We start from the raw sequence: 23,317 nt of genomic DNA, 5'->3' as shown, positions 1-23,317 counted from the left end.
AGGGGTTCCATCGTGGAGTCTGTCGCGCCGATTCGTCCAGGTTCCGCTGCGCCCGTCCCCCGACGCCGGGCGGCTCAGCGTGTCCCGACGCCGACGCCGACGCTCGTGGCGAGGCGGGAGATCTGCTCCGGACCGACGCGGCAGCAGCCGCCCAGCAGCCGCACCCCGGCACCGAGCAGGCCCGGGGCGGAGGCGACGAGGTCCTGCTCGGCGCTGCCCTCGCGCCAGGCGCGGGCCTCGTGATCCCAGCTCTCGCCGCTGTTGGGGTAGGCCATCAGCGGCAGGTCGGAGTGCTCGCGGAGGATCGCGTGGGCGGTGAGCGCGTCGGGCACGGTGCAGCAGTTCACGCCGACGGCCACCAGCGAGCTGCCCGCGAGGATCCGCGCGGCCTCACTGACCGGGGTGCCGTCGCCGAGCACGGTGCCCCGCACGGTGAGGCTGAGCGCCGCGGGGGTGCGGCGTCCGTCCAGCTCGTCCACCAGCGCCTCGACCTCGCGGATGCTCGGCACCGTCTCGGCCAGCAGCAGGTCCGCCCCGGTGTCGTCGAGGACGGCAATGCGGTCCCGGTGCCAGGCGCGCAGCTCCGCGACCGTCAAGCCGTAGTCCCCGTCGTACTCGGTGCCCCGGCCCGGTCCCGCGCCGTAGGGGCCGATCGAGGCGACCACCCAGCGCGGACCCTCCACCTCGTCGGCGGTCTCTCGGGCCAGGCGGACGCTGGTGCGCAGCAGGTCCTCCGCCTCGGTGGGGTCGGCGCCCACCGCGGCGAGCCCGTCGGCGCTGACCTGGTACGAGCAGGTGGTGAGCACCTGCGCGCCGGCGTCGAGGAAGTCGCGGTGGGCGGCCCGCACCTCCTCCGGCCGGGAGCGCAGTACCTCGGCGGACCACAGCGCCCCGGTCACGTCCAGGCCACAGTCGGCCAGGTGCGTGCCGAGGCCGCCGTCGAGGACCACCGGCGAGCCGTGGCCGCGCAGGGCGCCGAGCAGGGAGGCGTCGTCGTTCATCGGGCGAGGCTACGACCGGACTCGGCCCGCAGGCCAGGGCGGTGTGTCGCCATGTGACGCGGAGGCGACGGGGGAGCGCGGCCTCGCTACGCTCGCCGGCGACGCACCCGGACACACCGGACAGGACCCCGCATGACCGCCACCCCCACCCCGCAGGCCCCCGACGCCGCCACCGATCCGACCGATCAGGCACCCGAGGGGTCGCAGCTGCGGCGCACCATGGAGTCCCGTCACCTGGTGATGATCGCCCTCGGCGGGGTGATCGGCTCCGGCCTGTTCGTCTCCTCCGGATACACCGTCTCGCAGGCCGGGCCGCTCGGCGCGATCCTCGCCTACGGCATCGGCGCCGTCGTCGCCTACATGGTGATGAGCTGCCTCGGCGAGCTGTCCGTGCGTCACCCCGTCTCTGCCGGCTTCCACGTGCACGCCACCCGGTACCTCGGCCCCGCCTGGGGCTTCGCCACCGCCGCCCTGTACTGGCTGTGCTGGGCGGTGGCGCTGGGCAGCGAATTCACCGCCTCCGGCATCCTTATGCAGCGCTGGTTCCCGGGCGTGCCGGTGTGGGTGTGGTGCCTGGTGTTCGCCACGTTGCTGTTCACGATGAACGCGATCTCCGCCCGCGTGTTCGCCGAGACCGAGTTCTGGTTCGCCCTCATCAAGGTGATCGCCGTCCTGGCGATGATCGTCGTCGGCGCTGCCGCCCTCATCGGCATCGTGCCCGTGACCACCGGGGCCGACATCGGCCTGGACAACCTGATGACCGACAACGGCCTGTTCCCGACGGGCCTGACCGGGGTGCTGGTCACCGTGCTGGCCGTGTTCTACGCCTTCAGCGGCACCGAGCTGATCGGCGTCGCCGCCGGGGAGGCCAAGGACCCCGAGAAGACCATCCCGCGCGCAATTCGCACCGCTGTGCTGCGGCTGACCGTGTTCTTCGTCGGCGCGATCATCGTAATCGCCCTGATCGTGCCCTACGAGACCGCCGGCACCGACGAGAGCCCCTTCGTCACCGTGTTCGACACCGTCGGCCTGCCCTTCGGCGCCGACGTCATGAACTTCGTGATCATCACCGCGCTGCTCTCGGCCGGGAACTCGGGCCTGTACTCCTGTGCGCGGATGCTGCACTCCCTCGGCGCCGAGGGGCAGGCGCCGCGCGTCCTGTCCCGCACCACCCAGCACGGCGTGCCGCTGCTGGCGCTGTCCCTGTCGATGCTCGGCGGCCTCGCCTCGCTGCTGTCCAGCGTCATCGCCCCCGGCACCCTGTTCCTCGCCCTGGTGTCCGTGGCCGGGTACGCGACGGTCGCCGTGTGGATCGCGATCGTCGCCTCCCAACTCTCCTTCCGCCGCTCCTACCTGCGCGCCGGGGGACAGGTGGGCGATCTCGTCTACCACTCGCCCTTCTTCCCCTGGCTGCCGCTGGTGTCGCTGCTGGCCCTGGTCGCCTCCCTGATCGGCGTGGCCCTGGACCCCGCCCAGAGCGCCGCCATCTGGTTCGGCATCCCCTTCACCCTGCTGTGCCTGGCCTGGTACCGCTGGCGGCACGGTGCCGGGGTGTTCACCCCGCAGCGCTGAACCCACCGGCGAGCTGTCCGGACATAGGATCGATGGGTGCTCGACCTCCTGCCGCAGATGCCCACCAGCGCCTGGCTGCTGGTGATCGCCGGAGCCCTCGTGGTCGGCTTCTCCAAGTCTGCCCTGCCCGGCGCCGGCACCATCGCCGTCGGTCTGTTCGCCCTCGCCCTGCCGGCCAAGGAATCCACCGCGGCACTGCTGCTCCTGCTGATCCTCGGCGACGTGACCGCCTTGTGGATGTACCGTCGCGAGCCCGACTGGCGGACCCTGGTGCGACTGATCCCCAGCGTGCTGGTGGGGCTCGTGCTCGGCGCCGTGTTCCTCGCCCTGGCCGACGCCTCCGCCGTGCGCGGCGGCATCGGCGTGATCCTCCTGCTGCTGGTCGCGATCACCCTCTGGCGACGCCGCGCCGCCACCCGCCGCGCCCAGGCGCAGGGGGAGCACGCCGAGAAGCCTGCTGTGGGACGTCTGGCCCGCATCGGCTACGGCTCCCTCGGCGGCTTCACCACGATGGTCGCCAACGCCGGCGGCCCACCCATGTCGATGTACTTCTACGCCATGCGGATGCCGGTGCTGACGTTCCTGGGCACCTCCGCCTGGTTCTTCGCCATCGTCAACATCCTCAAGCTCCCCTTCTCGGCGAGCCTCGGTCTGTTCACCGTCGAGTACGCGGTGATGGACCTGCTGCTGGCCCCGCTGGTCATCGGCGGCGCACTGGTGGGCCGCCGCATCGCCCAACGGGTGCCGCAGCAGGTGTTCGAGAAGGCCATCCTCGTGCTGACGGTGCTCTCGGCGATCGGGCTCATCATCGGGGCGTGACCCGCCGCCAGCGCGACGAGGGGGAGCGCGGGCTCAGGACTCAGCCGAACCAGTTCCGCACGGACTCGGGAACGTGCTTCCGAGAGACCAGGAAGAACCCCAGGACCGTCCCGTCGTCGCCGGCCGCGCGGCGGGCCAGCACGGCCCGGCCCCGGTGCGCCCACACCAGCCCTCCGACGACCCCCAGCGCCGCGGGCACGACGCCCCAGGCGCCGAACATCTCCCACAATCGCAGCGGTGCCCCGGCTAGGAACAGGCCGTGGACGATGTAGCCGAGCCAGGAAGCCGCTCAGATGTCCCGGAACGTCTCGATGCGGGCGCCGAGGGCGTTCAGGCGCTGGGCCAGGTCCTCGTAGCCGCGGTTGATGACGTAGACGTTGCGCAGCACCGAGGTGCCCTTGGAGGAGAGCATCGCGAGCAGCACCACGACGGCCGGGCGGAGCGCCGGCGGGCAGACGATCTCGGTGCCGGACCAGCGGGTGGGGCCCTCGATGAGCACCCGGTGCGGATCCATGAGCTGCACCTTCGCGCCGAGCTTGGTGAGCTCGGTGAGGTAGATGGCGCGGTTCTCGTACACCCAGTCGTGCAGCATCGTCTGGCCCTCGGCGGTCGCCGCGATGATCGCGAAGAACGGCAGGTTGTCGATGTTCAGCCCCGGGAAGGGCATCGGGTGGATCTTGTCGGCCGCGGCGCGCAGCTCGGAGGGGTAGGTGGTGATGTCGACCAGGCGGGTGTGGCCGTTGGCGGCCAGGTACTCCTCGGTGCGGTCGTAGCGGAAGCCCATCTCCTCGAGGATCGCCAGCTCGATCTCCAGGAACTCGATCGGCACCCGGCGCACGGTGATCTCGGAGGAGGTGACGATCGCGGCGGTGATCAGGCTCATCGCCTCGATCGGGTCCTCGCTGGGGGCGTAATCCACGTCGGTGCGGATCTCGGCCGTGCCGCGCACGCGCAGGGTGGTGGTGCCGATGCCCTCGATCTGCACGCCGAGCTTCACCAGGAAGAAGCACAGGTCCTGGACCATGTAGTTCGGGCTGGCGTTGCGGATGATCGTCTCGCCCTCGTAGCGGGCGGCGGCCAGCAGGGCGTTCTCGGTGACGGTGTCGCCGCGCTCGGTGAGCACGATCGGACGGGTGGGGCCGACGCCCGCGGCGGCGGTGGCCTGGTAGTGGCCCTCGGAGGCGACGACCTCCAGGCCGAAGGGTCGCAGCGCCGTCATGTGCGGCTCGACGGTGCGGGTGCCCAGGTCGCAGCCCCCGGCGTAGGGGAGCTGGAAGTCGGCCTGGCGGTGCATCAGCGGACCCATGAACATGATGATCGAGCGGGTGCGGCGCGCGGCGGCGGCATCCATCGCCTCCAGGTCCAGCTGCTCGGGCACGACGATCTCCAGGTCGCCGTCCTCGCCGATCCAACGGGTGCGCACGCCGATGGAGGTCAGCACCTCCAGCAGACGGTTGACCTCCTCGATGCGGGCCACGCGGCGCAGGATCGTGGTGCCGGTGTTCAGCAGGGAGGCGCACAGCAGGGCCACGCCCGCGTTCTTCGAGGTCTTCACGTCGATGGCGCCGGAGAGGGTGGTGGCGCCGTGCACGCGCAGGTGACTGGGCCCGGAGGTGCCGAGGTCCACCAGCGAGGAGTCCAGCGCGGTGCCCAGGCGGGAGAGGGTGTCCAGGGTGAAGTTCTGCTGGCCCTGCTCCATCCGGTTCACGGCGCTCTGGCTGGTGCCGAGCTTGTCGGCGAGCTGCGCCTGGGTGAAGCCGGCGTCCTGGCGGGCGTCGCGGATGATCTCGCCGATGCGGGTGCGGTAGCTGGTCTCGGTGGCCGTCATGCCGCGACCGTATCTCGCAGATGAGATAAAGCCGCGGAGGTGGGGTCCATGTCTCATCGGGGGTGGGGTCCGCCTGGCGGTCAGTCCGTCGTCGACGTATGTTAGGACAAACATGCTCGCGCAGTGGGGGCATGACGGGAGGGCGAGGACGCCGCGCCCCACGACGACAGGAGAGACGATGCGCCTGGGACTGGTCGGCTACGGCGTGGGAGGACAGTTCTTCCACGCCCCCTTCATCGAGGCCGCAGGCGGCCTCGAGATCGCCGGGGTGGTGGCCCGCGCGGAGACCACCCGCGCCCGCGTCGCCGCGGAACTTCCCGGCGTTCCCGTCTATCCGGACCTCGCCGCGATGCTGGAGGCCGGGGTGGACGCCGTCACCATCACGACCCCGCCCGCCACCCGCCGCGAGCTGGTGATGCAGGCGATCGCCGCCGGGGTGCACGTGGTGGCTGACAAGCCCTTCGCCCCCTCGGCGGCCGTCGCCCGGGAGATGACCGACGCCGCCGCGGAGGCGGGCGTGGTGCTCTCCGTGTTCCACAACCGGCTGTTCGACGCCGACCTGGTCACCCTGCAGGGCGTGCTGGGCTCCGGGGCGCTCGGCCCGCTGTTTCGGGTCCATTCCCGCTTCGACCTCGACGAGCCCGAAGGGCTGGAGGCGGGCCCCGAGGGCGGCTTGCTGCGGGACATCGGCACCCACCTCGTCTATCAGCTGATGGGCCTGCTGGGGCCGGTGACGGGCGTGCACGCCCGCCTGGACATGATCGAGCGGCCCGAGGGCCCGACCGACGCCGCCTTCCTGCTCACGCTGCAGCATGCCTCCGGCGTCACCTCCACTGCGGAGTCCACCAAGACGGTGCACCTGGCCCACCGCTCGCTGCGCGCCTACGGCGAGGACGGCGCCTACGAGGTGGACAGCGCCGACGTGCAGGCCCAGGCGGTCTTCGCCGGGCAGCGGCCCGCCGAGGACCTCGACGGCTGGGGCTTTGACGCCGAGGAGAACTGGGGCACCCTGCACACCGCCGCCGGGCACGAGACGGTGCCTTCCGCGCAGGGCGCCTACCACCGCTTCTACGAGCGGTTCGCCGCCGCCTGCGCCGGGGAGGGCGCCCCGCCCTCGCCCGGCGAGGAGGGTGTGGCCGTGCTCGCGGTGCTCGACGCCGCCTGCCGCAGCGCCGCCAGCGGGCAGGTCGAGGCGGTCGAGCCCGCCTGAGACCAGATGCGGGTCAACGACCGGGCGCGGGTCAACGGGCCGGGCGGACGGGTGAGCCCCGCCTGCCCGGCCCGGACGCTCAGCGCCGCCCGGCCGCTCTTCTCAGTGCCGCAGCCAGGCCGTGGAGGATCCCGGCAGCTCGGTGACCGGTGCGGCCGGGTCCAGGCCCGGGGTGCTCACCAGCAGCACCTCCCCGGCGGGCATCGCGACCGGCTGCTCGCCGCAGTTGGTCACGCACAGCCAGCCGCCGGGGCGCTCGAAGGCCAGCACGTCGCCGCCGCTGAGCTCCTCGTCCCAGGTCAGCTCCTCCGGTCCCTCCAGCTCGCGGCGCAGCCGCAGCGCCCGGCGATACATCGACAGCGTCGAGGAGGGGTCCTCCTCCTGCGCCTCGACGGAGACGTCGGCGAACCACTCCGGCTGCGGCAGGTGCGCCGGGCCCTCGCCGAAGCCGTAGGAGGAGCCCTCCCGCGTCCAGGGCAGCGGCACCCGGGTGCCGTCCCGTCCCAGCCCGTCGAAGCCGCGGTCCTCGGGGGTGGTGCGCCAGAACGCCGGGTCCTGCCGCTCGGCGTCGGGGATCTCGGCCACCTCGTGCAGCCCCAGCTCCTCGCCCTGGTAGAGGTAGGCGCTGCCGGGCAGGGCCAGCTCCAGCAGACTCGCCGCGCGGGCGCGGCGCAGGCCCAGCTCCCGGTCGATGCCCTCCTCGGGGCCGCCCGCCACGAGCCAGCTCGCGCCCTGCTTCTCCCGGCGGCCGGCCAGCGGCGGCAGGCCGTAGCGGGTGGCGTGGCGGACGACGTCGTGGTTGGAGAGCACCCAGGTGCTGGAGGAGCCGGTGCGGGCCGACTGCGCCAGGTTGTCGGTGATGATGCGGCGGAAGTCGGCGGCGTCGAAGTCCGCCTCCAGCAGGTCGAAGTTGAACGCCTGGCCGAGGCCCGCGGGGCTCGCGTAGCGGGCGCGCCGCTCCGGGGAGGCCACCCAGGCCTCGGCGACCGCGGTGCGCGGCGGCGTGTACTCCTCGAACACGGAGCGCCAGCCGGCGTAGACCTCGTGCACCTCATCGCGGTCCCACAGCGGGTGGGTGCCGTCCTGCGGCATCGCAGCCAGCTCGGCGGCGCTCGGCAGCGGCTCGGACAGGTCCTTGACCAGTGAATGGGCGACGTCCACGCGGAACCCGTCCACGCCGCGGTCGGCCCAGAAGCGCAGGGTCCGGTGGTAGTCCTCGCGCACCTCCGGGTGATCCCAGTTCAGGTCCGGCTGCTCGGTGGCGAAGGTGTGCAGGTACCACTGGCCGTCCTCGACGCGCTCCCACGCGGGGCCGCCGAACACGCTCTCCCAGTCCGAGGGCGGCAGCTCGCCGTGCTCCCCGCGTCCCTCGCGCAAGATGTACCGCTCCCGCGCCGCGGAGCCGCGCCCGGCCGCGAGGGCCTCGCGGAACCAGACGTGCCGGTCCGAGGAGTGGTTGGGCACGATGTCGACGATCAGCCGGATCCCGGCCTCGTGCAGCCGGGCGGAGAGCTCGTCGAACTCGGCCAGGGTGCCGATGCGGGGATCGACGTCGCGGGGGTCGTCCACGTCGTAGCCGCCGTCGGCGAGGGCCGAGGGGTAGAAGGGGCTCAGCCATACCGCGTCGATGCCGAGCTCGGCGAGGTAGGGGACGCGGGAGATGATGCCGCGCAGGTCGCCGATGCCGTCGCCGTTCGCGTCGGCGAAGGAGCGCGGGTAGATCTGGTAGACGGTCGCCTCGCGCCACCAGTCGGCGTCGGGAACGAGAGCGGGGGAGTCGGCGCGGTGGGTCGGGGTGCTCATGGGGCTCCTAGCAGGGGTCGATGGTGGGGTGAGGGCCGGCGGGCGACGCGGTCGGGACGCCGTATCGGCCCTGTCCGGGGGACATGCCGGACATGCGGCGGCGGCCGTCCCCGGGCAGGGACGGCCGCCGCGGGGAGGGTCACTTCACGGCGCCCTGGGTGAGTCCGGAGACCACGAAGCGCTGGGTGAACAGGAAGACCACGATCGCCGGGGTCATCGCCATCAGGTAGCTGGCGAAGGCCACGTTGTAGTTGTTCGAGAACTGGGTCTGGAACATGTTCTGCAGCACCGGGATGGTCTGCAGCTCCGGGTTGGAGATGATCAGGCTCGGCATCATGAAGTCGTTCCAGGACAGCAGGAACGCGAAGATGCCGACGGTGGCCGCCATCGGCCGCAGCAGCGGGAAGATCAGCCGCCAGAACACCATCCAGGTGGTGGCGCCGTCCACGCGCATCGACTCCTCCAGCTCCAGCGGGATGGAGCGCATGAACGCGGTGAACAGCATCGTGTTGAAGGCCAGCGCGAACACGATGTGCAGGATCGCCACGCCGAGCGGGTTGTCCAGCCCCACCAGGCCCGTCAGCCGCACCTGCGGCAGCGCGACCACGGGGAAGGGGATGAACATCGCCGCCAGCAGGTAGAAGAAGGACCAGCGGAACAGGCGACGGTCCCAGTTGCGCACGATCGCGTAGGCCGCCATCGCGGAGATGACGATCTCGCCGGTCACGGCCAGGATCGTCACGAAGGCGGAGACCGCGAAGCCGCGCGGGAAGTTCGTCAGCTCCCAGGCGTCCGCGAAGGACTGGAAGCTGACCGGGTCGGGCAGGGAGAAGGCATTGCCGTCCACGGCCTGCGAGCCCGTCTTCAAGGCCATGTTGACGGTCACCAGGAGCGGGATCAGCACGCTGAGGGTGCAGACCAGCAGCACGATGGTGGCCGGCCAGTTGGTGGCCCCGGCGATGCCGGTGCCGCGCCGCTTCGTCCGCGGCGCCGGGGCGCCGGTCCCGCTCGGTCCGGTGGGGGTGGTGGGCTGGGTGGGAGTCGTGGTGGTCATGATCAGAACGCCGCCCTTCCGCGGGTGATGCGCAGCTGCACCACGGCGATGATGATGCTGATGACGAAGAAGACGAAGGCGTTGGCCATCTGGAAGCCGTAGTCCCCGTACTCGAAGCCGTCGATGATCGCCATCGCGACGCTGCGGGTGGCCGTACCGGGCCCGCCGTCGGTCAGGCCGACGATGATGTCGTAGGCGTTGAGGTAGTTCTTGAAGCCCAGGATCGTGTTGATGACGATGTAGCCCGAGACCAGCGGCAGGGTGATCCGCCACAGCTGCTGCACGCCGGTGGCGCCGTCGATGGCGCCCGCCTCGTAGACCTCCGCGGGGATGGTCACCAGGCCCGCGATGTAGATCAGCATCGTGGTGGGGATGGTGTTCCAGGCGGTCACGAAGACGATGGCGAGCCAGGCGAGGTCCTCGTTGACCAGGATGCTCGAGGAGAGCGCGTCGATCCCGAGGGCCTGGCCGATGCCCGGCAGGGTGTTGTTGAACAGGAACTGGAAGACGAAGGCGATGATGATGCCGGAGATGACCATCGGCATCACGAACACCGCGCGCAGCGCCGTCTGGAAGCGGATCCGGGAGGTCAGGCCCAGGGCCAGCAGGAAGGCCACCGCGTTGACCACGATCACCGTGGTCAGCGCGAACAGCAGGGTGAAGCTGTAGGCGGAGACGGTGCCGGGGTCCTGGAACAGCGCGATGAAGTTGCGCAGGCCCACGAACTCCCAGTCGCCGAAGCCGATGGAGTTGGTGAAGCTGTAGAAGAAGCCCAGCACCGCCGGCAGGGACACCGCGAGGGTGAACAGCACGACCGCCGGGAACAGGAACAGGTAGTAGAGGGGCTCGACCTTGGGCTTGGTCGAGGTGGGGACGGGCCGGGAGCGGGTGCCGCGGCCCTGCGGGGATGAGGTCGTCGTCGACATCAGAGGTCTCCTTCGCGGGTCTCGGGGGTCACTGCCGGTAGGCCAGACGGGCCCAGTCGTCGTCCATGCGCGCCAGGATCGTCTCCGGGTCCGCGCCGTAGGCGATCGACTGCAGGTAGTTCTCGTAGGTGATCGTGCGGGGGATGAACTGCGAGGGGCCCATGTAGAAGGCGCCCTCGTCGTAGTACGGCTGCATCGAGGCGATCCGCGGGTCCTCGACCGGTGGGGCGTCGTTGGTGGTGCCGAAGGCGAGGAAGGCCTCGTTGTACTCGTTCTGCAGTTCCGGCGTCATGAAGTACGTCAGCAGGTCCCGGGCGCCCTCGGGCTCGGCGGCCGTCTCCGGGATCCACAGGGAGAGGTCGATGTTCACGCGGATGCGCAGGTCGGCCGGGTCGTCCGTCATCGGCAGCGGGAAGGTCGCCAGCTCCACGTCGGTCTCGGCGCGGTCGATCTCCGCGATCGCCCACGGTCCCTGGAGGTACATCGCGGCCTCGCCGCGGGCCATCGCCGTGTTGCCGTCGCCGTAGCCGCGGCTGGCGGCGTCCTCGTTGTGGAAGGGCAGGAGCTCCACCACGCGGGTGAGGGGCTCGAGGAAGGTGCGCTGGAAGGACACCTCCGAGTCGGGGCCGACGTCGGTGCCGATCTCGTGCATGGCGTCGTAGAAGCCGCGCACGTCGACCATCCCGCCGACGGAGTAGTCGAACAGGCCCTGGGTGATGGTCCAGGCGTCGGCGAAGGTGCCGTAGATCGGGGTGACGCCGGCGTCCTGCAGGGTCCGGCAGACCTCGAGCAACTGCTCCCAGGTGGTGGGGACCTCGAGGTCGTGCTCGGCGAAGATCTGCTGGTTGTAGATCACCGAGGCGGCGGTGACCGAGTAGGGGATCACGCTGGTGCGGCCCTCGTAGCCGGGATACCAGTCCACCAGGTCCAGCACGTCGGGACGGATGGTGTCGGCCGAGGGCATGTCCGCGAGGTCGGAGAGGGCGCCGCGCTCCATGAAGCGCGCCATCTCCAGATTGTAGTTCTGACAGGCGATGTCCGGGGGGCTGGCCCGCACGAAGCTCGCGGAGAGGTTGGTGGCGATGTCGTGCACGTAGCGGTAGCCGGACTGTTCGCCGTTGAAGTCGGCCACCAGCTGGCGGAAGTGGGGGATCGCCTCGGGCTTGGACTGGTACAGCGTCACGGAGGGCCGGTCGCCACCGCAGGCGCTCAGTCCGGTGCCCGCCGCGGCGGCGAGGCCGGCGGCCCCGAGCAGGCGGCGCCGGCTCAGCGGCGTGCGGGACGGGGGAGGGGGAAAGGGGGTGCGAGGTGCCACCGTCGTCTCCTTCGATCACGGTGCCCGGAAGGTCCGGGTGCTTGCATCGTCAACCATTTGATTCAGAGCCTAGATTTAGGCCCTGCAGCAATCATGCGGCCTGTCTCCGGTACGGTCAAGGACATGACCGAGAGCGGCGCGCGATCGCCCCGACTGCTGCGTCGCCTCAACGCGCAGACGCTGCTCCGCCACGCCCTGACCACCGGTGACTTCGCCGCCGCCGAGGCCATGCGCGCCAGCGGCCTCTCCCGCGCCACGGTGCTCGGCGTCTGCGACGAGCTGGTCGCGGCCGGCTGGCTCGAGGAGATCGCCGACAGCCGCCTCGGCGGCCAGTACCAGCGCGGACGGCCCGCCCGCCGCTACCGCCTGCGCGAGGACGCCGGCGTCCTGGTCGGCGTCGACGCCGGGGAGAGCCGCTTCGACGTGGCCGTCGCCGACCTGCGCGGCACGGTCCTGGCCCAGCGCCACCGCGAGGCCGACCCCGGCGAGGTCGACCTCGACGGACGCCGCGACCTGGTGCGCTCCCTGGTCGAGGAGGCGCTCGCCGATCCCGCCGTGCAGGGCGTGCCGCCCCTGGTCACGGTGATCGGCGTGCCCGCCCCCGTGGACGCCGACGGCGCCTCGCCCGAGGACAACTCCGCTTTCTGGAGCCTGATGAACCCCGGCGTCGACCCGGGGATCCCCGGCCTCGTGCTGCGCGAGAACGACGCGAACCTGGCGGCGCTCGCCGAGCACGCTCGGCGTCCGGAGCAGCACGTCGCCACCCTGCTCACCGGGGAGCGCTTCGGCGCCGGACTGGTGGTCGACGGGCGGCTGCTGCACGGGCGCCGCGGTGGCGCCGGGGAGATGCGCTTCCTGGACCTGCTCGCCGCCGACGACCCCGACGCCGGACCCTCCGACGGCCTCGGCGCCCTCGCCCGGCGCTGGGCCCGCGGGGAGCTGGAGCGCTCCGCGGAGCCCTCCGTGCTGCGCGACCTCGACCCCGGACGCCTCGACGCCCCCGAGGTGTTCGCCGCGGCCGCCGCCGGCGACGCCCTGGCCGAGCGGATCCAGCGGCGGCTGGGGGAGCGGCTGGCCCACGTCGCCGTGGTGCTGGCCAGCGTCCTGGACGTCGAGCGCATCGTCGTCGCCGGAGGCATCGCCGAGGCCATCGGCCCGGTCCTCGCCCACGCCCGCACCGTGCTGGAGGCCGACTTCTACCCGCCCCACCCCGAGCTGGTCGCCAGCACCCTGGGGCGCGACGTGATCGTGCAGGGCGCCCTGGAGATGGGGCTGCGCCGGATCCGGGAGGACCCGCTGGCGCTGGACCCGGGCGGACAGTCCGTCGAGGTGACCCCGAGCGAGTGAGGGCTCAGGCCCCGATGACGAGCGTGGCCGCGACGAGCACCATCGTCACCGCGACCAGGGAGTCCAGGATCCGCCAGGCCCGCGGGGTGGAGAGCACCCGGCCCAGCGCCCGAGCGCCGAGCCCGAGGGCGGTGAACCAGACGGCGCTGCCGGCGATCGCTCCCGCCGCGAACACCCAGCGCTGATCGCCCTGGTTGGCCGCGATCGAGCCCAGCAGCAGCACCGTGTCGAGGTACACGTGGGGGTTCAGCCAGGTCAGCGCCAGGGTGGTGCCGAGCACAGCGAGCAGGCCCGAGCCGCTGCACGGGGCCTCGCCCGTCCCCAATCCCTGGCCGGCCGGGCGCAGGGCGCGGCGCGCGGCGAGGGCGGCATAGGCCAGCAGGAAGGCCGCCCCGCCCCAGCGGGCCGCCGTCACCACCCCGGGGTGCGCCGAGACCAGGGCGCCGAGGCCCGCGGTCCCGGCCGCGATCAGCACCATGTCCGAGAGGGCGCAGGCCAGGACCACGGCCACCGCGTGCTCCCGGCGCACCCCCTGGCGCAGCACGAACACGTTCTGCGAGCCGATGGCGACGATGAGGGAGAGGCCGGTGACGAAGCCGAGGAGCGCGGGGGCGAGAGCGGTCATGGCCCCGACGCTACGAGCGCACATTATGAAGCACCAGCGATGATTTCTGATGCAGCATTAGCATGGCTTCATGTCGATCGATCCGACGCTCGCCCGCACCCTCGAGGCCGTCGCCGAGGAGGGCACGCTCGACCGGGGCGCCGCCCGGCTCGGCCGCACCCCCTCCGCGGTCAGCCAGCGACTCGCCGCCCTCGAACGGGGCCTCGGCCAGCGGGCGCTGGTCCGCACCACCCCGGTCGCCCTCACCGAGGCCGGCCGGGTGGTGGTCGACTTCGCCCGCCGGGTCGACCTCAGCGAACTGGAGGCCTCCGCCGCCCTGGGCCTGAGCTCGGAGTCGTCCCCGCGGATCGCCGTGGCCGTACCCTCGGACGCCCTGGCCGTCTGGTTCCTGGAGGCCCTCGCCCTGCTCACCTCCCGCCACGCCGTGCAGGTCGAGATCCTCCGCCAGGACCAGGACGCCACCGCCGAGCTGTTGGCGAGCGGCCGGGTGATGGCCGCGATCAGCTCCCGGGAGCGGCCGCTGCCGGGCACCGCCGTCACCCCGCTCGGCAGCCAGGTCTACGAGGCCGTCGCCGCCCCCTCCTGGTGGCGGCGGTGGATCGGCGACCCGGGTGAGGCCGATCCCTCGCAGGTCACGGCCGCGGTGGTGGCCCGTGCCCCGCGCATCGACTTCGACGGGGACGACGAGCTGCAGGCCATCTGGCTGCGCGCTCTCGGGGTGGACCCCGCCCGCGCGCCCCGCCATCTGATCCCCTCCACCCATGAGCTGGCCGAGGCCGTCGCGATGGGCATCGGCTGGGGGATGCTGCTGCCGCGGCAGGTCGCCGAGCTGCGCGCAGACGGGGCCGTGCTCCCGCTCGGCGGCGAGGTCGTGACCACCCCGCTGTTCTGGCACGTCGCCCGCACCCCCTCCGTGGTGCTGGACGAGCTCACCGCGGCCATCCGCGCCGCGGCCGCCGATGCCCTCCAGCCGCCGGATCGGACAGACTGACGCCCTGACCGTCGACCTCGCTCCCGGCTACCTGCTGACCACGGACACGGACCGCCTCGACCCCGCCCACCGCGGCAGGGGCCTCGCCCGCGCGCTCCTCGAGGGCGTGCTGGAGGACCTCGCGCCGCTCCGGCTGAAGCGGGTGCTGCTGAAGGCCTCCGCCCGAGGCCGCGGCATCGATGAGCAGGCCTGCTGGGCGCCCCTCGGCGAGCAGGAGACATGGATGGAGCGCCGCACCGCCCCGGCGTGACCCGAGGGGTGCGACGCTCCGTCGCCGACCGGAAGGGTCGCTCAGTCGTCCTCGGTGACCGTGGCCAGGTGGCGCTTCTTCGCCTCCACGGCCAGCTCCGCCTCCGAGACCACACGCTCCGGATCGGCCCCGCCCGCGGCGGCGACCGTCGCCCCGACCAGGCCCTCCACCAGCGGCGCCCAGGTCAGGTGCACCCGCTCGGCCAGGTCCGGGTCCAGGAACTCCAGCGCCGTCTCCGTGGACATGAGGGCGCTGCCCAGGTCCATGAACACCACGACGCCCTGCTCGTCGGTCGCTCGCTCCAAGGCCTCCGAGATCGCGGCGGCGTCGGTGCCGAGCTCCGTCTCCGAGAGCCCGGCGGCCACCTCGATCACGGGGCCGCCGTCGCCGACCATCTGCGTCGCCAGGCCCACCGCGGCCTCGGCGAGGGCGCGGGAGTGGGAGACCACCACGATGCCGGTCATGCCGCACCTCCCAGGGTCTCGTCGGCCGCCTGCCAGATCAGGGCGGTCGAGGCGGAGCCCGGGTCGATGTGCCCCACAGAGCGTTCCCCCAGGTAGGAGGCACGGCCCTTGGTGGCGGTCATCGGCTCGGTGGCGTCCCGGCCCTCCGCGGCAGCCTCCGCCGCCGCATGCACACCGGCGGCCAGGCCGTCCGCGGCCTGCAGTGCCTCCAGCGCCGGGTACCAGGCGTCCAGCATCGTCTTCTCGCCGCGCTCGGACTTGCCGCGCTGGGCGATGCCGCCGATCCCCGCCTCCACCGCCGCGGCCAGCGCCGTCGCATCGAGCTCGGTGGCGCCGGGCTGGGAGGTGCCGAAGCGCAGGAAGAAGGTGCCGTACAGCGGTCCGGAGGCGCCGCCCACCTTGGAGACCATGGTCATGCCGACCTTCTTCATCAGCGCGTCCACGGTGTCGAAGGACTCGGCGTCGAGGGCCTCGGTGACGGCCGTGAAACCGCGGGACATGTTCGCCCCGTGGTCGGCGTCGCCGATCGCGGCGTCCAGCTCGGTGAGGTGGGAGGCCTCCTGCTGCAGCAGCTCGGCGCTGCGGCGCAGCCAGCCCACCAGGTCGTCGATGCTCGCGGTGCTCTCTGCCATGTCAGATGCCCTTTCGCAGTCCGGGGGTGTTCACGGGGGCGTCCCAGAACCGGGTGAGGTCCTCGTCCAGCCGCAGCAGCGTCAGCGAGCAGCCGGCCATGTCGAGGCTGGTGATGTAGTCGCCCACCAGGGAGCGGGCGACCTTCACGCCCGCCTGGTCCAGCAGCTTCGCCACCTCGTCGTACATGATGTAGAGCTCCAGCAGCGGCGAGCCGCCCATGCCGTTGAGGAAGGCCAGCACCTCGCCGTCGCCCGGCAGCTCCTCGAGCACGGGCTCGACCAGGCGCTTCGCGATCTCGGAGGCGGGGGCGAGGGCTTCGCGGTGCCGGCCCGGCTCGCCGTGGATGCCGATGCCGATCTCCATCTCCTGCGCGCCGAGCTCGAAGGAGGGCTTGCCGTTGGCGGGGACGGTCCCGGAGGTCAGGGCCATGCCCATCGAGCGGCCCTGGGCGTTGACGCGGGTGGCGATCTCGGCGACCTCCGCGAGCGGCAGGCCCTCCTCGGCGGCGGCGCCGGCGATCTTCTCCAGCAGCACGGTCACGCCCACGCCGCGACGCCCGGCGGTGAAGGAGGAGTCCTCCACCGCGACGTCGTCGTTGGTGACCACGCTGGCCACCTCGATGCCGGACTCTGCGTTGGCGAGCTCCGCGGCCATCTCGAAGTTCATCACGTCGCCGGTGTAGTTCTTGACCACGTGCAGCACGCCGGCGCCGCGGTCGGCCGCGGTGGTGGCGGCCATGATCTGGTCGGGCACGGGGGAGGTGAAGACCTCGCCGGCGCAGGCCGCGTCCAGCATGCCCAGGCCCACGAAGCCGCCGTGCAGGGGCTCGTGGCCGGAGCCGCCGCCGGAGACCAGGGCGACCTTGCCCTGCTCCTTCGGGGTGCCGCGGTAGACGATGCGCTGGTCCAGGTCCACGCTGAGTTCGGAGGGGTGGGCGGCCACCATGCCCCGCAGGGCATCCACGACCACGGTGTCGGGGGAGTTGATCAGCTTCTTCATGCTCCGAGCCTACGCCGGGGGTGTGACCTGGGTCGCGGGACCGTCGGTCCTGCCCGGAAGGTCCGGCTCGGGGTGCGCGGGAGGTGCCCGAGCGGGTCAGCGGACGCCGCGCATGGCCTTCCCGACCGGGTTCGAGATGGCCAGCATGATCAGGCCGATCGCGATGGTCACCGCCCCGAGGCCGCCGAAGTAGGCCACCTCGTTCTCCGCCGAGTAGAAACGGGCGAGCGCCCCGGACATTGCCGTGCCCAGCGCGATGGACAGGTTGAACAGCGCCATCATCATCACCGGGTAGGCGCGCGGGGCCAGTTTCGTGGCCAGCGACAGCCCCACCGGGGACAGCGAGAGCTCACCGAGGGTGGCCACCAGCAGGATCAGCGCGATCCACAGCACCGGCACCGAGGCCACCGAGGCCATCGGCAGGAACAGCAGGAACGCCGAGCCCATCAGCAGGATGCCCAGGGCGAACTTCACCGGGGTGCCGGGCTGGCGCGGGCCGAGCTTGGTCCACAGGGCCGCGAACACGGGGGCCAGCACGATGATGAAGAAGGGGTTGAAGGACTGCACCCACGGGATCGGCATGGTCCAGTCGCCCAGGAACGGCAGGCTCAGCTCGCGGTCCAGCCGGGAGTCCGAGTAAAGGGTGACCACCGTGAACTGCTGCTGGAACAGGGCGAAGAACGCCGCGGTGCCGATGAACAGCGGTATGAAGGCGACGACGCGGGACCGCTCGTCGGTGTCGACCTTGGAGGACGTCAGCAGCAGGGCGAAGATGACGATCGCGCCGATCAGCGCGAGGCCCACCATGATCGAGGCGAGGTTGCCGGGGTGCACCACGCCGGTCGCGACCAGGACGATCACCAGCACGATGACGGCCAGGGCGATGCCGCCCCAGACGGGGTACAGGCGCCGCGGCAGCGGATCGGGCACGCGGTGCACCGCGGCGGGCAGACCGGAGCGGGTCAGCGCGTACTGCACCAGGCCGATCGCCATACCCAGCGCCGCCAGGCCGAAGCCCAGGTGGAAGCCCCAGAGCTGCTGGAACAGGCCGGTCAGCAGCGGGCCGAGCAGGCCACCGATGTTCACGCCCATGTAGTAGATCGAGAAGCCCGCGTCGCGCTTGGGGTCGTTGACCTCGTACAGCGAGCCGACCAGCGTGGCGGCCGTGGACTTCAGGCCGCCGGAGCCGATGCCGACCAGCAGCAGGCCCACCACCAGGCCCGGCACCCCGGGCAGCACGGCCAGGGCGATGTGGCCGGCCATGATCATGCTGGCCGAGCCGAACAGGGTCTTCTCGGGGCCCAGCAGGCGGTCCGAGACCAGCGCGCCGAGGATGGAGAAGATGTAGACGGAGCCGCCGTAGGCGCCGACGATGCCGGCGGCGACCGTCTCGTCGATGCCGAGTCCGCCCTGCGTGGCGGAGAAGTACATGTAGATGGCGAGGATGCCCTGCATGCCGTAGAAGCTGAAGCGCTCCCACATCTCCACGCTGAACAGATTGGCCAGGGGCCGCGGGTGGCCGAAGAAGGTCTTGCCGCTGGGGTTGTGGTCGACGGGCGCGTCGGCGAGGGCGGCTCCGCCCGGCCCGCCGGTGGACTCGGAGGAGGGGGTCTCGGGATCGTGCGGGGTGTTCACCCCGGCATCGTCCGCCCATCGGCCCTCGTGATCAATCCGTGACCACCGGGTGTGACATGTGCGGAGAAAATCCCCCGGTTGCGGCGGGGCGGAACGGAGTGAACGGCCCGGGGTCGGCTCAGGGCGACAGGGCTCAGGGCGCCAGGGACGGCGGGGCGTCGATGCCGAACTCGCGGGACAGCACCCGCTGGGCCGCGAACCAGCCGCTCATGCCGTGCACGCCCGGGCCAGGCGGCGTTGCGCCCGAGCAGAGATAGGCGCCGGCGCCGAGGTGCCAGGGGTCCAGCCGGGCGGTGGGCCGGGCGATCATCCGCCACATCGAGATCCGTCCCATCGCGATGTCCCCGCCGGTCAGCGAGGGGTTGTGGTGGCTCATCCGCGAGGCCGGGATGCCGCGGGAGGCGACCACCAGGTCCCGCACCCCGGGGGCGAAGCGCTCGAGCTGACCCAGCACCAGCTCCGTGGGGTCCTCCGGGCAGTCGGCCGGGACGTGGGCGTAGGCCCAGACGGGTCGAAGGCCGTCGTGGATCCGGTCGGGGTCGACCACGGCGGGATCGCTGACCAGGGTGACGGGGCGCTCGGGGAGGCGCCCTGCGGCGACCTCCGCCTCGGCCGCGGCCATCTGGTCGCGGGTGCCGCCGAGGTGCTGGGTGCCGGCACGTCCCACCTCGGCATCGCGCCAGGGGATCGGACCCGAGAGCACCAGGTCCACCTTGGCGGCGCCGTCGCCGTGGGGGAAGCGGCGCAGGGCCCGCAGCATCTCGGAGCGGATCCGGCCGGTGAGCAGGCGCTCGGCCTGCGCGGCGGTGGTGTCCAGCAGCACGGCCCGGGCGCGGGGCATCCCGGCGGGACCGTCGACGCGATGGCCGGTGATCACCCGCCCGCCGTGGGTCTCCAGGTCGGCGACCAGGGCGTCGGTGATCGCCTGGGAGCCGCCGCGGGGGATGGGCCAGCCGCCCGCGTGGGCCAGGGAGGCCAGCAGGCCCGCGGTGGCGGCCGGGGCCAGGTGGGGAAGAGCACCGATGCCGTGGGAGGCGACGCCGGTCAGCAGCGCCCGGGCCCGCTCGGTGGTGAAGGGGCGGTCCCACAACGGGGTGCCCTGGGCGGCCAGCAGGGCGCCGAAGCCGAGCCCGGCCCGCACCCCACGGGGGGAGAGGAGCTCGCGGGGGACGGAGCGCTTGTCGGAGAGGCCCAGCAGCGTCACCAGGTCCGCCTCGCGGGAGAGGCCCCCGATCCAGCGGCGCCAGGCCGGCCCGTCGAGGCCGAGGTCCGCGGCGGTGCGCTCCAGGTCGTGCCAGGCGATCGCGGCCGGCTCGGCGTCCAGCGGCTGCGCGTAGGAGGCCTCCGGCGTCAGCAGCTCCACCCCGCGGGCGGCGAGGTCGAAGGCGCGGAAGAAAGGACTCGCGAGCGCCATCGGGTGCACGGCGGAGCAGAGGTCGTGGCGGATGCCCGGGGCGAGGCCGAGGTCGAGGGTGCGGGCGCCCCCACCAATGGTCTCCTCGGCCTCCAGCACCGTCACGGCGAGGCCCGCCCGGGCCAGGGTGACGGCGGCCGCGAGCCCGTTGGGTCCGCTGCCGACGACGACCACGTCGCCGGCGGGGACCTCGGCGGCGGAGGACATGGCCATGGCAGGAAGCGTATCCGGTCCCCTCAGCCCGGTTTTCGTAAGGCTCGGATGACGTAATGTGGAGGGCATGACGGACGCCCCCTTGCACCAGACCCCAACCCCCACCGCCCCCGCCGGACCGCCGAAGGGGAAGCGGGTGCAGGCCGTGCTGCAGGTGGAGAGCACCACCCGGATCAGCCCGCGGATGCTGCGGGTGCGGCTGTCCGGCCCCGGCTTCGCCGAGCTGAACCGCAATCGGCACACCGACGCCTATGTGAAGCTCCTCATCGCCGACCCCGCCACCGGGCTGGAGCCGCCCTACGACCTCGAGGCCCTCCGCGAGGAGCGCCCCGCGGACCTGCCCGTGCGCCGCACCTACACCGTGCGCCGCTGGGACGACGCGCAGCAGGCCCTCGAGCTGGACTTCGTGCTCCACGCCGAGGGCGGCGACGCCGGGATCGCCGCCGCCTGGGCCGCCCAGGCGGAGCCCGGCGACCGCATCGCGATGGCCGGCGCCGGCGGCGGCTACACCCCGGCCGCGGAGAGCACCCGGCACCTGCTGATCGGCGACCACGCCGCGCTGCCCGCGATCGCCGCCGCCCTGGAGTCGATGCCCGCCGACGCCGAGGGCCTGGCCCTGATCCACCTCGACCACGAGGAGGACCGCCAGGAGCTCGCCCGCCCCGCCGCGGTCGAGCTGCGCTATGTGATCGGCGACCGCGAGGAGCTGCTGGAGGCCGTCACCGCGCTGGAGGGCTGGGAGCCGGAGGACCTGCAGGTGTTCTGCCACGCCGAGCGGGGCCTGACCAAGCAGCTCCGTCGCCACCTGGTGCGCGAGCGCGGCATCGCCAAGGAGCTGATCTCCGTCTCCGCCTACTGGGCGCTGGGCCGCATCGAGGACCAGTTCCAGGCGGAGAAGCGCGAGGCCATCGGCCAGATCGAGGACTGAGCCCGCTCCCGGCGGCCTGCCCGGTGCCTGATTCGTCGGGGCCGCACGCGATGATGTCCCCATGAATGCGACGAGCACCGCCGCCGAGGCCTCGGGGGAGAACCCGGACCTGGTCATCGGCGAGGACGGCCTGGGGCGCCCCGGCTGGGCCTCCCACCATGACGACCTGCGCCACTACTACGACACCGAGTGGGGCGTCCCGATCCGTGACGAGCGCGGCGTCTTCGAGCGCCTCGCCCTGGAGGGCTTCCAGTCCGGCCTGTCCTGGGCGACGATCCTGCGTCGTCGTGAGGGCTTCCGCGCCGCCTTCGCGGGCTTCGTGCCCGAGGAGGTGGCCGCCTTCACCGAGGACGACGTCGCGCGGCTGCTCGGGGACACCGGCATCATCCGCCACCGCGGAAAGATCGAGGCCACCATCTCCAACGCCCGCGCCGTGATCGCGCTGCGCGAGACGGAGGGCATCGGCGCCCGCGGCGACCTCGGCCCCGGGGCGGACCTCGCCGCGCTGATCTGGTCCTACCAGCCAGAGCGCACCTATCTGCCCGCCCGGCAGGCCGAGGTGCCCACCACCTCGGAGCAGTCAGTGGCCCTGGCCACGGAGCTGCGCCGGCGCGGCTTCCGCTTCGTCGGCCCCACCACCATGTTCGCCCTGATGGAGGCGATCGGCGTGGTGGACACCCACCTGCTCGGCGCCCACCGCCGCGGCGTCTCCGGGCTCTGGGAGGCCGACGGCACCCGGCGCTGAGCCCTGCGGTGCGGGCGCCTCCCGGCCGTCCCCGTCGTCGCACGCCGCTGCCCCGCCCGCGACCGTGTCGGCCCGTGCGTTCGCGCCACACTGCGTCACAGTCCTCCCGCGGCGACGGGACCCTCCTCGATGCTGGCCGGAGTCCAGTTCGAGGAGGGACGCAGCATGAGCACGCAGGCCATCCACGCCGGGTGGGACGCCGCCGACGGCGACCACGGGGCCGTCGCCCCGCCGATCTTCGCCACCAGCGCCTACGCCCACCCCGAGCACGCCTCGCTGAAGAACCTGTTCGCGCGCAAGTGCGAGGGCTTCGCCTACTCCCGCTCCGGCAACCCCACCACCGCGATCCTGGAGGACCGCATCACCGCACTGGAGGGCGGCATCGGCGCGATCGCCGTGGCCAGCGGCCAGGCCGCCGTGACCATCGCCCTGTGCGCGCTGCTGGAGCCCGGCACCCACCTGGTCGCCTCGAACCGGCTCTACGGCGGCACCACGGAGTTCCTCGACGACACCCTGCAGGACCTCGGTGTCCGCTCCACCACCGTGGACCCTTGGGACCTGGGAGCCTGGGAGCAGGCCATCACCGAGGACACCCGTGTGGTGCTGCTGGAGTCGATCGCCAACCCCGGCGCGGAGCTGGTGGACCTCGACGCGGTCGCCGCCATCGCCCACGCCCGCGACGTGGTGGTCGTCGTCGACTCCACTCTCGCCAGCCCCGCCCTGTACCGCCCCGGGGAGCACGGCGCCGACGTGGTCGTCCACTCCGCGACCAAGTACCTCGCCGGGCACGGCACCACCCTGGCCGGACTGATCGTGGACACCGGCTCCTTCGACCCGCGCCGATGTCCCGAGCGCTGGCGACGCCTGACCACCCGCAACCGCCGCTTCGGCGTCACCTTCGCCGACGAGCACGACAGCGACCGCTCCGGCCTGCTCGCCTACGCCCGCGCGAAGTACGTCACCGACTTCGGGGCGACCCTGCCCGCCGCCAGCGCCCAGCAGGTGCTGATCGGCATCGAAACCCTCGACCTACGCATGCCCGCCATCAGCCAGCGCTGCGAGGCCCTCGCCCAGCGCCTCGACGGGCAGGCCGGGATCGCCCGGGTCGACCACCCCTCGCTGGCCCATCGCCGTGACCAGGAGATCGCCCGGCGCGACTTCCCTCGCGGCACCGCCGGCGTGTTCTCCGTGCAGCTCGACGGGGGAGAAGAGGCCGCCGCGGCCTTCTGCGACGCGCTGGAGCTGTTCACCATCGCCGTGAACGTCGGCGATGTGCGCTCCCTGGTCTGCCACCCCGGCAGCACCACCCACTCCCACCTCAGCGACACCCAGCGCGAGGCGTGCGGGGTCACCCCCGGCACCGTGCGCCTCAGCATCGGCCTGGAGGATCTCGAGGACCTGTGGGCCGACCTGCAGCGCGGCCTCGCCGCCGTGCAGGCGCTGCCCACCCCCGCCGACGCGGAGCCCGCCCCGGCCCTCGCCTGAGCCGGCAGCCCTGGTCGCGCCGCGGGCCGACGGCCGATGTGTCGTGTCCGCGGGGGCCTC

22 protein-coding genes are annotated in these 23,317 nt (G+C 72.6%); 9 read left to right on the top strand and 13 right to left on the bottom strand.

All coding sequences use genetic code 11. From position 1 onward, the window contains the following. Window positions 1-74 precede the first annotated feature (74 nt). The gene (mmuM, locus tag OM98_RS11605; RefSeq protein WP_010534797.1) at window positions 75-1,001 is read right to left on the bottom strand and encodes a homocysteine S-methyltransferase; all 927 of its coding nucleotides are present in this window, start codon (window positions 999-1,001) and stop codon (window positions 75-77) included. Between the two features lie 132 nt (window positions 1,002-1,133). Between mmuM and OM98_RS11600 the strand changes: the two genes are divergently transcribed. Both OM98_RS11600 and OM98_RS11595 read left to right on the top strand, forming a co-directional pair. After that, window positions 1,134-2,573 carry an amino acid permease gene (locus OM98_RS11600; protein ID WP_010534796.1) on the top strand — a complete coding sequence of 480 codons (1,440 nt, stop codon included), beginning with the start codon at window positions 1,134-1,136 and terminating at the stop codon, window positions 2,571-2,573. Window positions 2,574-2,609: 36 nt separating this feature from the next. After that, window positions 2,610-3,392 (top strand): sulfite exporter TauE/SafE family protein, encoded by a 783-nt coding sequence (locus OM98_RS11595; RefSeq protein ID WP_010534795.1) that lies wholly within the window; start codon window positions 2,610-2,612, stop codon window positions 3,390-3,392. A 40-nt stretch (window positions 3,393-3,432) separates the two neighbouring features. Here OM98_RS11595 and OM98_RS11590 read toward each other — a convergent pair whose 3' ends face one another. Both OM98_RS11590 and OM98_RS11585 read right to left on the bottom strand, forming a co-directional pair. Further along, the gene (locus tag OM98_RS11590) at window positions 3,433-3,612 is read right to left on the bottom strand and encodes a hypothetical protein (protein ID WP_029362829.1); all 180 of its coding nucleotides are present in this window, start codon (window positions 3,610-3,612) and stop codon (window positions 3,433-3,435) included. Window positions 3,613-3,681: 69 nt separating this feature from the next. Continuing rightward, window positions 3,682-5,220: a UDP-N-acetylglucosamine 1-carboxyvinyltransferase gene (locus tag OM98_RS11585; protein ID WP_010534794.1), complete on the bottom strand. Its 1,539-nt coding sequence runs from the start codon at window positions 5,218-5,220 to the stop codon at window positions 3,682-3,684. Between the two features lie 178 nt (window positions 5,221-5,398). On the opposite strand from OM98_RS11585, the gene OM98_RS11580 reads away from it, so the two are divergent. Beyond that, on the top strand, window positions 5,399-6,430 hold the full coding sequence (locus OM98_RS11580; protein ID WP_010534793.1) for a Gfo/Idh/MocA family protein: 1,032 nt from the start codon (window positions 5,399-5,401) through the stop codon (window positions 6,428-6,430). A gap of 102 nt (window positions 6,431-6,532) precedes the next feature. On the opposite strand, the gene OM98_RS11575 is transcribed toward OM98_RS11580, so the two are convergent. The 4 genes from OM98_RS11575 to OM98_RS11560 form a co-directional block, all read right to left on the bottom strand. After that, window positions 6,533-8,233, bottom strand: coding sequence for a glycoside hydrolase family 13 protein (locus tag OM98_RS11575; RefSeq protein ID WP_010534792.1), 1,701 nt, complete (start codon window positions 8,231-8,233; stop codon window positions 6,533-6,535). Window positions 8,234-8,372: 139 nt separating this feature from the next. Next, a complete protein-coding gene (locus OM98_RS11570; protein WP_010534791.1) occupies window positions 8,373-9,287 on the bottom strand; it encodes a carbohydrate ABC transporter permease in 915 nt (304 codons plus the stop codon). A gap of 2 nt (window positions 9,288-9,289) precedes the next feature. Then, window positions 9,290-10,213, bottom strand: coding sequence for a carbohydrate ABC transporter permease (locus OM98_RS11565; RefSeq protein ID WP_010534790.1), 924 nt, complete (start codon window positions 10,211-10,213; stop codon window positions 9,290-9,292). A gap of 28 nt (window positions 10,214-10,241) precedes the next feature. Beyond that, complete coding sequence (locus OM98_RS11560) at window positions 10,242-11,528, bottom strand: ABC transporter substrate-binding protein (RefSeq protein WP_010534789.1); 1,287 nt, start codon at window positions 11,526-11,528, stop codon at window positions 10,242-10,244. Between the two features lie 123 nt (window positions 11,529-11,651). Between OM98_RS11560 and OM98_RS11555 the strand changes: the two genes are divergently transcribed. Continuing rightward, window positions 11,652-12,875, top strand: a complete 1,224-nt coding sequence (locus tag OM98_RS11555) for an ROK family transcriptional regulator (protein ID WP_010534788.1) — start codon at window positions 11,652-11,654, stop codon at window positions 12,873-12,875. A 4-nt stretch (window positions 12,876-12,879) separates the two neighbouring features. Here OM98_RS11555 and OM98_RS11550 read toward each other — a convergent pair whose 3' ends face one another. Beyond that, a complete protein-coding gene (locus tag OM98_RS11550) occupies window positions 12,880-13,500 on the bottom strand; it encodes a LysE/ArgO family amino acid transporter (protein ID WP_010534787.1) in 621 nt (206 codons plus the stop codon). A 70-nt stretch (window positions 13,501-13,570) separates the two neighbouring features. On the opposite strand from OM98_RS11550, the gene OM98_RS11545 reads away from it, so the two are divergent. Together OM98_RS11545 and OM98_RS11540 are read left to right on the top strand one after the other, a co-directional pair. Further along, on the top strand, window positions 13,571-14,491 hold the full coding sequence (locus OM98_RS11545) for an ArgP/LysG family DNA-binding transcriptional regulator (RefSeq protein ID WP_010534786.1): 921 nt from the start codon (window positions 13,571-13,573) through the stop codon (window positions 14,489-14,491). Continuing rightward, a complete protein-coding gene (locus tag OM98_RS11540) occupies window positions 14,460-14,741 on the top strand; it encodes a GNAT family protein (protein WP_010534785.1) in 282 nt (93 codons plus the stop codon). The genes OM98_RS11545 and OM98_RS11540 overlap by 32 nt, the downstream gene beginning before the upstream one ends. Before the next feature lie 41 nt (window positions 14,742-14,782). Here OM98_RS11540 and dhaM read toward each other — a convergent pair whose 3' ends face one another. The 5 genes from dhaM to OM98_RS11515 form a co-directional block, all read right to left on the bottom strand. Then, the gene (dhaM, locus tag OM98_RS11535) at window positions 14,783-15,205 is read right to left on the bottom strand and encodes a dihydroxyacetone kinase phosphoryl donor subunit DhaM (protein ID WP_010534784.1); all 423 of its coding nucleotides are present in this window, start codon (window positions 15,203-15,205) and stop codon (window positions 14,783-14,785) included. Continuing rightward, window positions 15,202-15,837 (bottom strand): dihydroxyacetone kinase subunit DhaL, encoded by a 636-nt coding sequence (dhaL, locus tag OM98_RS11530; protein ID WP_010534783.1) that lies wholly within the window; start codon window positions 15,835-15,837, stop codon window positions 15,202-15,204. Before dhaL ends, dhaM begins: the two co-directional genes overlap by 4 nt. A gap of 1 nt (window position 15,838) precedes the next feature. Further along, window positions 15,839-16,837: a dihydroxyacetone kinase subunit DhaK gene (gene dhaK, locus OM98_RS11525; RefSeq protein WP_010534782.1), complete on the bottom strand. Its 999-nt coding sequence runs from the start codon at window positions 16,835-16,837 to the stop codon at window positions 15,839-15,841. Between the two features lie 96 nt (window positions 16,838-16,933). Further along, window positions 16,934-18,472, bottom strand: a complete 1,539-nt coding sequence (locus OM98_RS11520; protein ID WP_010534781.1) for a peptide MFS transporter — start codon at window positions 18,470-18,472, stop codon at window positions 16,934-16,936. Between the two features lie 133 nt (window positions 18,473-18,605). Then, the gene (locus tag OM98_RS11515) at window positions 18,606-20,099 is read right to left on the bottom strand and encodes a phytoene desaturase family protein (protein ID WP_010534780.1); all 1,494 of its coding nucleotides are present in this window, start codon (window positions 20,097-20,099) and stop codon (window positions 18,606-18,608) included. 67 nt (window positions 20,100-20,166) lie between these two features. Between OM98_RS11515 and OM98_RS11510 the strand changes: the two genes are divergently transcribed. From OM98_RS11510 to OM98_RS11500, 3 genes are all read left to right on the top strand, one after another. Beyond that, window positions 20,167-21,027 (top strand): siderophore-interacting protein, encoded by an 861-nt coding sequence (locus OM98_RS11510; RefSeq protein ID WP_139017702.1) that lies wholly within the window; start codon window positions 20,167-20,169, stop codon window positions 21,025-21,027. 61 nt (window positions 21,028-21,088) lie between these two features. Beyond that, the gene (locus OM98_RS11505; RefSeq protein WP_010534778.1) at window positions 21,089-21,772 is read left to right on the top strand and encodes a DNA-3-methyladenine glycosylase I; all 684 of its coding nucleotides are present in this window, start codon (window positions 21,089-21,091) and stop codon (window positions 21,770-21,772) included. A 165-nt stretch (window positions 21,773-21,937) separates the two neighbouring features. Beyond that, the gene (locus tag OM98_RS11500; RefSeq protein ID WP_033195216.1) at window positions 21,938-23,257 is read left to right on the top strand and encodes an O-acetylhomoserine aminocarboxypropyltransferase/cysteine synthase family protein; all 1,320 of its coding nucleotides are present in this window, start codon (window positions 21,938-21,940) and stop codon (window positions 23,255-23,257) included. Window positions 23,258-23,317: the final 60 nt, after the last annotated feature.

This window comes from Brachybacterium squillarum M-6-3 (assembly GCF_000225825.1).
In the GTDB taxonomy this organism is placed as follows: Bacteria; Actinomycetota; Actinomycetes; order Actinomycetales; family Dermabacteraceae; genus Brachybacterium; species Brachybacterium squillarum.
This window is presented reverse-complemented; position numbering and strand designations above follow the sequence as displayed.